The organism is Streptomyces parvulus, from assembly GCF_014648855.1.
Lineage (GTDB): Bacteria > Actinomycetota > Actinomycetes > Streptomycetales > Streptomycetaceae > Streptomyces > Streptomyces parvulus.
Map to the genome: position 1 here is coordinate 236,773 of NZ_BMRX01000013.1, position 9,212 is coordinate 245,984.

Here is a 9,212-nt window from a genome sequence, read left to right on the forward strand (position 1 = left end):
TCCGGAGGTTCTGCCGTGCGGTTGGTCCGTGGTGCGGGTGCTCAGCCGGCGCAGCCCGCCGGGACGGGCTGCGACGCGTCGCGGATCAGCGCCTCGTGGGCGGCCCTCACCCGCTCGGCGTCCGGCTTGAGGATCTTGCGGTCGTACGTCGTCAGGCCGTTCAGCTCGCCCTCGACGTCCGAGATCTGGGTGTAGACGGCGCCGTTGCCGCCGCGGCAGGCCAGCGCCCGGACCTCGTCGAGCTTGGCGAGGTAGTCGTCCGTGTACGTCGCCGGGTCGACGTCGACGTACGACTGCTGCACCGACCAGGCGTGTCCGGGCACCGCGAGACCGAGGCCGCCGTACTCGCCGCTGACCAGGGCGCGTTCGCCGTCCGGCGCGGGCGGCAGGGCGGGGCTCGGGTAGCCGTGCTCGTCCATGATGTCGCCGGCGCCGCCGTCGGCCCCCAGGTTCAGGCCCGACTGGTTGTTGACGAGGCGGGTCGGGTCCCAGGCCTTGGCCTGCTCGGCGACGCGCTTGATGTCGTACTGGCCCCAGCCCTCGTTGAAGGTGACCCACATGACGACCGACGGATGGCTGACGTGCTCGTCGATCATCTCCTTCATCTCCCGCTCGTACTCGGCGCGGGCCGCGGCGGAGGGGTTCACCCCGGCGGTCATCGCGGGCATGTCCTGCCAGACCAGCAGGCCGAGCCGGTCGGCCCAGTAGAACCAGCGGTCGGGCTCCACCTTGATGTGCTTGCGCACCGAGTTGAAGCCGAGCCGCTTGTGCAGTTTCAGGTCGTACGCGAGCGCCTCGTCGGTGGGGGCGGTGTGCAGGCCGTCCGGCCAGAAGCCCTGGTCGAGGGTGGCCATCATGAAGACCGGTGCGCCGTTGAGCATGGTGCGCGGCACGCCGTCCACCTTCTCGACGGCGACGGAGCGCATCCCGAAGTAGCTCTCGACGCGGTCCTGTCCGACGGTGACCTTCAGGTCGTAGAGGAACGGGTCGTCGGGCGACCACAGGCGCGGGTCGCGGATCCGCAGGGTCAGCGGCTCGCCGGTGCGGCCGCTCGCGGTGGCGACCCTGCGGTGTCCGTCGTACGCCGTCGCGGTGATCCGTACGCCGTCGCGGACGCCCTCGGGGGCGACGGTCAGGGTGCTCGCGCCGACGTCCGGGGTGAGCTTCAGGGAGCCGACGTGGTCACGGGCGACCGGTTCCATCCAGACGGTCTGCCAGATGCCGGAGCTGGGCGTGTACCAGATGCCGCTCGGGTCCAGGCGCTGCTTGCCGACCGGCGGGTTCTCGCCGTTCGCGGAGTCGGTCGGGTCGTACACGCCGACGATCAGCTCCTGGGTGCGGCCCGGCTTCAGCGCGTCGGTGACGTCGGCGCCGAACCTGTCGTAGCCGCCCTGATGGCCGGCGACCTTCGTGCCGTTGACGTACACCTCGGACTGCCAGTCGACGGCGCCGAAGTTGAGCATGAGGCGCTGTCCGGAGCCGATGTGCCAGTCGCGGGGCACGGTGAAGGTGCGCCGGTACCACATGCGGTCCTCGTGCCGCTGGATGCCGGAGAGCTGGGACTCCACCGGGTACGGGACGAGGACGCGCTCCGCGAGGTTCCTGCCGACCGGGGGCCGCTCGCCCTCCTCGGCGGCGGCGAACTGCCAGCGGCCGTTGAGGTTCTGCCACTTGTCGCGGGTCAACTGCGGGCGCGGGTACTCCGGGAGGGCGTTGTCCGGTCCCACCTCGTCGGCCCAGTCGGTGCGCAGCTCGTAGGTGGACTCGTTGCCGCCGCTGCTCCAGAAGGCGTTGACAACGTTGCCTTCGGCGTCGGTGAGGCCGCCTTCGCCGTCGTAGCGGACGTCGGCGGTGCCGGGGGCGTCGCCGTCCTTGTTGCCGACGACGGGTTCACCGAGGGCGACGAGCAGGGCGCCGGGGTCGGCCGGGTCGACCTTCGCCTCGCCGAGCGGCCACTTGGCGCCGCCGATCACCGCTTCGAGGTGCTCGGTGAGACCGTCGGGGACGGCGGCGAGGGGGCTCGCGAAGTCCAGCCTGAGGGTGCGGCCGGTGGACTGGACGGTGGTGGCCGTGGCGCCGTTGTAGTCGAAGCCGTCGGGCAGCCGGAAGGCCGACCGCGGGATCGCCTCCTTGGCGCCGCCGGGCTCGGTCCAGCGCAGATGCAGGTTGGAGCCGCCGAAGTGCTCGAAGTACTCCAGCTTGACGTCGTAGGACTGGCCCGCCGTCAGCTCGACCGGCGCGGATGTCTGTTCGCGGTCCCAGTCGTCGACCCAGTGGTCCACCACCAGCCGCCCGCCCACCCAGAGGCGGAAGCCGTTGTCGCCGGTGATCGAGAAGGTGTGGGCGCCGGTCTCCTCGGGGACGAGCCTGCCGGTCCAGCGGACGCTGACGTCGTCCGACTGCCCGGTGGCGAAGGCGAGTCGGGGCTCCAGGGTGCCGAAGTCGACCTGCGGGTCGAAGCCGGTGGCCTTGAGTTCGTGGAAGTCGAAGGCTCCGGGGGCGGACTGGGTGTAGTACTCGCCCTTCAGGCCGTGGATCTCGGCGGCGGGGCCGTCCGCGGCCTGCGCGGCGGGCACGGCGGCGAGTCCGGCCGCGCCGAGCGCGGCGGCGAGCAGCAGCGCGAGTCTGTCTCTGAGTCGTTTGGTGCGCACGGACCCTCTCCTCCGGAAACGGGTGGTGGCGTGGCTCCAGACATCGATGTCACATCCGTCGTACATCGATGTAACAGCAGAGGCATGACAACACGGATTCCGCTTGAGGTCCAGGGACATGACAAGGGGCCGACGTCGTGGCGGCGGTTCCGCGGGCGCGGCACCGGCACGACGTCGGCCCCGCCCGTCACGGCACGCGCTGCCCCTTGCCGAGCGCGATCACGCCGCCCTTGGAGACCGTGTACAACTCGCCGTCCCGGTCCGGGTTGACGCCGATCGTCGCCCCCGGGGGCACGTCGACGTTCTTGTCCAGGACCGCCCCGCGCACCACCGCGCCCCGGCCGATGTGCACGTTGTCGTGCAGGACCGAACCCTGCACCACCGCGCCCGGGTCGACCACCACGCCCGGCGAGAGCACCGAGCGCGTGACCTGCCCGCGGATCAGGCAGCCCGCGCTGATGATCGACTCGCTGGCGATGCCGCCGGCGTTGAAGCGGGCGGGCGAGAGCTGCGCGGAGTGGGTGTAGACCGGCCAGTCCCGGTTGTAGAGGTTGAAGGCGGGCCGCTCGGCGATCAGGTCCATGTGCGCGTCGTAGTAGGCGTCGAGGGTGCCCACGTCCCGCCAGTAGCCCTGGTCCCGGCTGGTCTCGCCCGGCACGTGGTTGGCGCTGAAGTCGTAGAGCGCCGCCTCCCCGCGGTCGGTGAGCTGGGGCAGGATCGAACCGCCCATGTCGTGCACCGAGTTCTCGTCCTCGGCGTCCCGGTGCAGGGCCTCCACGAGGGCCTTGGTGGTGAAGACGTAGTTGCCCATCGAGGCGAAGACGCACTCGGGGTCGTCGGCGAGGCCGGGCGGGTCGGCGGGCTTCTCCAGGAAGCCGGTGACCGTCTGGCCGTCGGAGCCGGGGGTGATCACGCCGAAGGACGACGACTCGCCGCGCGGGACGCGTATCCCGGCGACGGTGACACCGGCGCCGGACTCGATGTGCTGGGCGAGCATCTGCCGCGGGTCCATCCGGTACACGTGGTCCGCGCCGAAGACCGCGACGTACTCCGGCTGTTCGTCGTGCACCAGGTTGAGGGACTGGAGGATCGCGTCGGCGCTGCCCAGGTACCAGCGCGGGCCGAGGCGCTGCTGGGCGGGGACCGGCGTGACGTAGTTGCCGAGCAGGCTGGACATGCGCCAGGTGGTGGTGATGTGGCGGTCCAGGGAGTGCGACTTGTACTGCGTGAGCACGCAGATCCGCAGGATGTCGCCGTTGACCAGGTTGGACAGCACGAAGTCGACCAGCCGGTAGGTGCCGCCGAAGGTGACCGCGGGTTTGGCGCGGTCCGCGGTCAGGGGCATCAGCCGCTTCCCCTCTCCGCCGGCCAGCACGATGCCGAGCACCGAAGGACCTCCACGACGCATGGGCCGCTCCCCTCACCCTGGTTCACCCTCGGCTGCCCCGCGGTGGGGCGCCTAAGCCTGTTTGAGGATCTCCTCGTAGAGCCGGACCGTGCGGCGCGCGACGGCGTCCCAGCCGAACTCCTCCACCGCCCGCTCGCGACCGGCCTCGCCCATCCGCCGGGCGGTCTCCGGGTCGCCGAGCACGGAGTCCAGCGCGCGCGTGAGGCCCGCCTCGAACTCCTCGTCCGCGCCCTCGGTCCGGGTCACGAGCACGCCGGTCGCACCGTCCGCCACGACCTCGGGGATGCCGCCGACCCGGGAGGCGACGACGGGTGTGCCGCAGGCCATGGCCTCCAGGTTGACGATGCCCAGGGGCTCGTACACGGAGGGGCAGACGAACACGGCGGCGTGCGTGAGCAGTTGGATCACCTCCGGGCGCGGCAGCATCCGCGGGATCCAGTGCACGCCCTCGCGGGCGCGGCTCAGCCCGGCGTAGAGGTCGCGGAACTCCCGGTCGATCTCCGGGGTGTCGGGGGCGCCGGCGCACAGGACGACCTGCACGGCCGGGTCGATGTCCCGCACCGCGCGCAGCAGGTGCGGGACGCCCTTCTGGCGGGTGATGCGGCCGACGAACAGGACGTACGGGCGGGAGCGGTCCAGGCCGATCCGGTCCAGCGCGTCGGTGCCCGGGTCGGGCCGGTACAGGGCCGTGTCGATGCCGTTGTGCACGACGTGCACGCGGGAGGCGTCGATGGCGGGGTAGCAGCCGAGGATGTCCTCGCGCATGGCCCCGGAGACGGCGACGACCGCGTCGGCGGACTCGACGGCGGTGCGCTCGGCCCAGCCGGACAGCGCGTACCCGCCGCCGAGTTGCTCGGCCTTCCAGGGGCGCAGCGGCTCCAGGGAGTGGGCGGTCACCACGTGCGGGATGCCGTACAGGAGCTTGGCGAGGTGGCCGCCCAGGTTGGCGTACCAGGTGTGGGAGTGGACGAGTTCGCGGCCTTCGAGGGCGGCGGTCATGGCGAGGTCGACGGAGAAGGTGCGCAGCGCGTCATTGGCGCCGTCGAGCACCGACCAGGAGCGGTGGCGCAGCACGCCGTCGGCGCGGCCCTCCCCCCAGCAGTGCACGTCGAGGTCGACGAGGCGGGCGAGTTCCCGGGCGAGGAACTCGACGTGCACACCGGCGCCCCCGTAGACGTCCGGCGGGTACTCGCGGGTCAGCAGTCCCACACGCACCCTGAACCTCCCGTCTTCGCGGCTGGTCCCTTCATGGTCACCCAGACGCGGCGGCTTAGGAAGAGCGCGGGGCCTGCGGAGACGCCGAAGATCCCGGCGGGCGCGCGAAGCAGCAGTCGCCGCACACGCCCGCTCCGGGCACGCGGTAGTACAGACAGCAACTGCGGCGCCGGAAGGCGGTGCCGGTGAGGACGCCCGTGCCGGCGAGCAGGGGGTGGGCGAGGAGGGCGGCGGTCAGCGCCCCGGCCCGCTCGGCGGTGTCCGTACGGCCGTGGCGGCGGGCCCAGCGGTCCAGTTCCCGGCCGGCACCGGCCAGCGCGGAGGCCGCGTTGCCCCACAGCAGGCCGGTCGCGACGCCGTACCGGCGGTGGACGGCGGCCGTCAGGGGCGCCAGGTGCGCGGTGAGCACGACGTCCGCGAGGACGCTGGTGTCCGCCGGCCGCGCGGACCGCACCTCGGCGAGCCTGAGATCGTCGGGGGCGGTGGCGTCGGGGTCCCAGGACAGCAGGTCGGGGGCGAGGTCGGGGACCCGGCCGGTGAGGGCGGCGCAGGCCAGCGCCACCGACCACAGGCGGGCCGCGAGTCCCTGCTGGGCGACGGAGGCGGCGACCCGGGCCTCGGGGGCGCGCAGGGCGCCGGCCACCCTGCGGACCCGGTGGTCCAGCGGGTCCGCCGGAACCGGAACATGAACGTCCGCGCCGGATTCCCCGTACTGCGGTGCGTAGGTGTGCGCGAGGGTGGGAAGGGGGCCCGGCGGCGACGGCCGCGACACGTGCAGGACGAAGAAGCCGCCGAGCGGGCGGAGGGCTGCGAGGGCGGGGTCGAGGTCCACGGAGAGCAGTACTATCAAGGCCCGTAGGGGTCGCGACCAGGGGTACCTGACCAAAGTCGCCCACCCTGGGGAGGACGGCGGGGCCGTCGTACTCCATCGGTAGTAGGACCCAATGAAGTCTCAGGGACGACGACGGGAAGACCCTGAGGCGGCATCGTGTTGTCCATGGAAGACGACCGTTCGCCGCGTCGGGCCCAGCGCCCCCGCCTCACGCAGAGGATCAGCCGATGAGCGCCCTCGCGTTGTCCGTGCTGCTGTCGCTCGTCTCCGCCGTGGCCTACGCGGGCGGAGCGATCGTGCAGGAGCAGGTCGCGGCGTCCTCCTCCGCCGCCCAGTACGCCCCGGTGCGCCGTCCCGGCTGGTGGGCGGCGGTCGGCCTCAACGGCCTCGGCGGTCTGCTGCACGTCGTGGCGCTCGCCCTCGGTCCGCTGAGCCTGGTGCAGCCGCTGGGCGCGCTGACCATCGTCTTCGCGCTGCCCATGGCGGCGCTCTTCGTCGGCCGCAGGGCCGGTGCGACGGCCTGGCGCGGCGCGCTCATGGCCACGGTGGGCCTCGCCGGCCTGCTCTCCCTGGTCGGCGCCTCCGACGCGCAGTCGCTGGACACGGCCCAGCGGATCGGCGCCGCGGTCGTCACCGGCGCGGTGATCGTCGCGCTGATGATCGCCGGCCGGGCCGCGCACCGCCACCCGGCGGTCCGCAGCATCCTGCTGGCGACCGCGTCCGGCATCGCGTTCGGCATGTCCTCGGTCTTCACCAAGACGGTCGCGGTCGACTGGAGCGGCGGCGTCTCCGCCGCCGACCTGCCGTCCATGGCCGTCATCGGCGTCCTCGCCACGGCGGGCATGGTGCTGTCGCAGGCCTCCTACCGGGGCGCGGGCCTCGCGGCCCCGCTGGCCACGCTGACGGTCGTCAACCCGGTGGTCGCCGCCGTCGTCGGCATCACGATGTTCGGCGAGTCCTTCCGCTACGGCACGACCGGCACCGCGCTCGCGCTGAGCTGCGGTGTGGTCGCGGCGGGCGGTCTGATCCTGCTGACGACCGAGCGGATCGCCCGGGAGTCGGCGGCCACCGGGACGGGCAAGGCACCGGCCGCCGCGGAGAGCCCGGCACCGGCGGCCGGACGGCCCGCGGCCGGGCCGGCGGCCTCGCCGGCAGGTCCGGTGTCGCCGACAGGACCGGTGCCCGTCGCCGCGGTGGCGGCGGAGGTGGCCGCGAGCCGGCTGCCGGAGAAGGTCCTGGTGCCGTCCCCGGTGTCACCGCCGCCGGAGAGCGCCCCCTCCGAGGACGCGTACGCGGCGCGGCGCCCGGCCGAGGGCGACGCCGCACCGCTGTCCTTCGGTCCCTTCTACGGCGGCCCGTTCGTGCCGCCGCCGCTGCTCAGCCCGCACCGCGTCCGGGTCAGATCCTGACCCCTCCGGCCCGCAGGTACGCCAGCGGGTCGACGTCGGAACCGAATCCGGGCCCCGTCCGCACCTCGAAGTGCAGATGCGGGCCCGTGACGTTGCCGGTGGAGCCGGAGCGTCCGATGCGCTGGCCGGCGCTCACCGACTGCCCGTCCCGGACGGAGATCGCCGAGAGGTGGGCGTACTGCGAGTAGCGGCCGTCGCCGTGCCGGACGACGACCTGGTACCCGTAGGAGCCGCCCCAGCCCGCGCTGACGACCCGGCCCGCCGCGACCGACTTGATGGAGGTGCCGGTGGGGACGGGGAAGTCCACTCCGGTGTGGTAGCCCTTCGACCAGGAGGATCCCGACTGGTGGTAGGGCGTGCCGACGGCGCCGTCGACGGGGGCGACGACCGCGCGGTGGGTGGTGGCCTTGTCCTGGGTGGCCTTCGCCTTGCTCGTGCCGCTGCCGGAGGAGGACTTCTTCGGAGCCTTCTGTTGCGCCGGCGTCTTCTCCTTCGTCTGCTCCCGTTCCTGCTTCCGCGGCTTCTCCTGCTTCTGCCGGGGCTTCTGCTGCTTCGGCTCGGTGGCGGGCGCGTCGCCTGGAGGGGCCGTGCCCGCCCGCTCGCCGCGCAGTGCCAGGCGCTGGCCCGGCATGATCAGGTCCGGGTCGTTTCCGACCGCGTCGCGGTTGGCCTCGTACAGCCCCTGCCAGCCGCCGCCGACCCGGTGGGTGTCGGCGATGCCGGAGAGGGTGTCGCCGGTGACCACGGTGTACATGCGGCCCTTGCCGGCCCGGGACTGCGGCGTGGTCTGCGGCTTCACGTCCTTCACCGAGTCCGCCTCGGCGGCGGGCTTCTCGGCCTGCTTCGCCGAGGGGGTGCGGGTCTGCTTCCCGGCCTCCGCTCCCCCGGCCGGCCGGATGTCGGGCGTGCCGCCGCCCCGGGTCAGCCCGGCCCGCTGGGAGCACACCGGCCAGGCGCCGGGTCCCTGTCCGTCGAGCACCTTCTCGGCGACGGCTATCTGCTGGTCCTTGGTGGCCAGGTCGGCGCGCGGGGCGTACCGGGTGCCGCCGAAGGCCTCCCAGGTGGACTGGGTGAACTGCAACCCGCCGTAGTAGCCGTTGCCGGTGTTGATGTCCCAGTCGCCGGTGGACTCGCAGGCGGCGACCTGGTCCCAGGTCTCCACCTCGGCCGCCTGGGCCGTGCCGGTGCCGACGAGCGGGAGGGCCAGGCCCGCGCCGCCCGCGGTGACGGTCAGGGAGGCGCGGTTGATCCTGTTCGGCTGATACCGGCGGTGCCGGCCGCGTACGGCCATGGAGGTCCCCCTCGACATTGCGTCAGGAGGGGCAAAAGTAAGCGCCGCGAACAGGCCATGACAAGACGGCAATCGGCCGGTTCGTCCCGCCAAGTGGCGCGGAACGGACCCCCGTTGGCCGGATGCGCCGTCCGCCCACTGAGGCACCGAGCGCGTTCCGTGCGTACTGGAGTCCGCCGGGCCAGAAAGTGCGACCGGCGAACGGGCACGTCAGGATGGTCACGGGGCGGAACCGGCCATACTGGCGGACACGACCGGCACCACCGACACCAAGGTCACTAGGAGCCATCCCAATGAGCAGCACAGCGCAGATCGGCGTCACGGGTCTCGCGGTCATGGGCCGCAACCTCGCCCGCAACTTCGCCCGCAACGGCTACACGGTCGCGTTGCACAACCGCACGGCGTC

At 72.9% G+C, this 9,212-nt stretch carries 7 protein-coding genes; 2 read left to right on the forward strand and 5 right to left on the reverse strand.

Going from position 1 to position 9,212, the window contains the following annotated elements:
• Window positions 1–41: 41 nt before the first annotated feature.
• The 4 genes from IE108_RS26160 to IE108_RS26175 form a co-directional block, all read right to left on the reverse strand.
• Window positions 42–2,651: a glycoside hydrolase family 2 gene (locus IE108_RS26160; protein ID WP_064730957.1), complete on the reverse strand. Its 2,610-nt coding sequence runs from the start codon at window positions 2,649–2,651 to the stop codon at window positions 42–44.
• A gap of 187 nt (window positions 2,652–2,838) precedes the next feature.
• The gene (glgC, locus tag IE108_RS26165; protein ID WP_064730956.1) at window positions 2,839–4,059 is read right to left on the reverse strand and encodes a glucose-1-phosphate adenylyltransferase; all 1,221 of its coding nucleotides are present in this window, start codon (window positions 4,057–4,059) and stop codon (window positions 2,839–2,841) included.
• A gap of 51 nt (window positions 4,060–4,110) precedes the next feature.
• Entirely contained in the window at window positions 4,111–5,274 is a 1,164-nt protein-coding gene (gene glgA / locus IE108_RS26170) for a glycogen synthase (protein ID WP_064730955.1), read from the reverse strand.
• 55 nt (window positions 5,275–5,329) lie between these two features.
• Window positions 5,330–6,106 (reverse strand): (2Fe-2S)-binding protein, encoded by a 777-nt coding sequence (locus IE108_RS26175; RefSeq protein ID WP_064732065.1) that lies wholly within the window; start codon window positions 6,104–6,106, stop codon window positions 5,330–5,332.
• 227 nt (window positions 6,107–6,333) lie between these two features.
• Between IE108_RS26175 and IE108_RS26180 the strand changes: the two genes are divergently transcribed.
• Window positions 6,334–7,515, forward strand: coding sequence for a DMT family transporter (locus tag IE108_RS26180; RefSeq protein WP_064730954.1), 1,182 nt, complete (start codon window positions 6,334–6,336; stop codon window positions 7,513–7,515).
• On the opposite strand, the gene IE108_RS26185 is transcribed toward IE108_RS26180, so the two are convergent.
• Entirely contained in the window at window positions 7,505–8,806 is a 1,302-nt protein-coding gene (locus tag IE108_RS26185; RefSeq protein WP_064730953.1) for a transglycosylase family protein, read from the reverse strand. The genes IE108_RS26180 and IE108_RS26185 overlap by 11 nt on opposite strands.
• Before the next feature lie 293 nt (window positions 8,807–9,099).
• On the opposite strand from IE108_RS26185, the gene IE108_RS26190 reads away from it, so the two are divergent.
• Window positions 9,100–9,212 (forward strand): NAD(P)-binding domain-containing protein (locus tag IE108_RS26190; protein ID WP_189397771.1); only part of this gene is annotated, 113 nt, incomplete at its 3' end.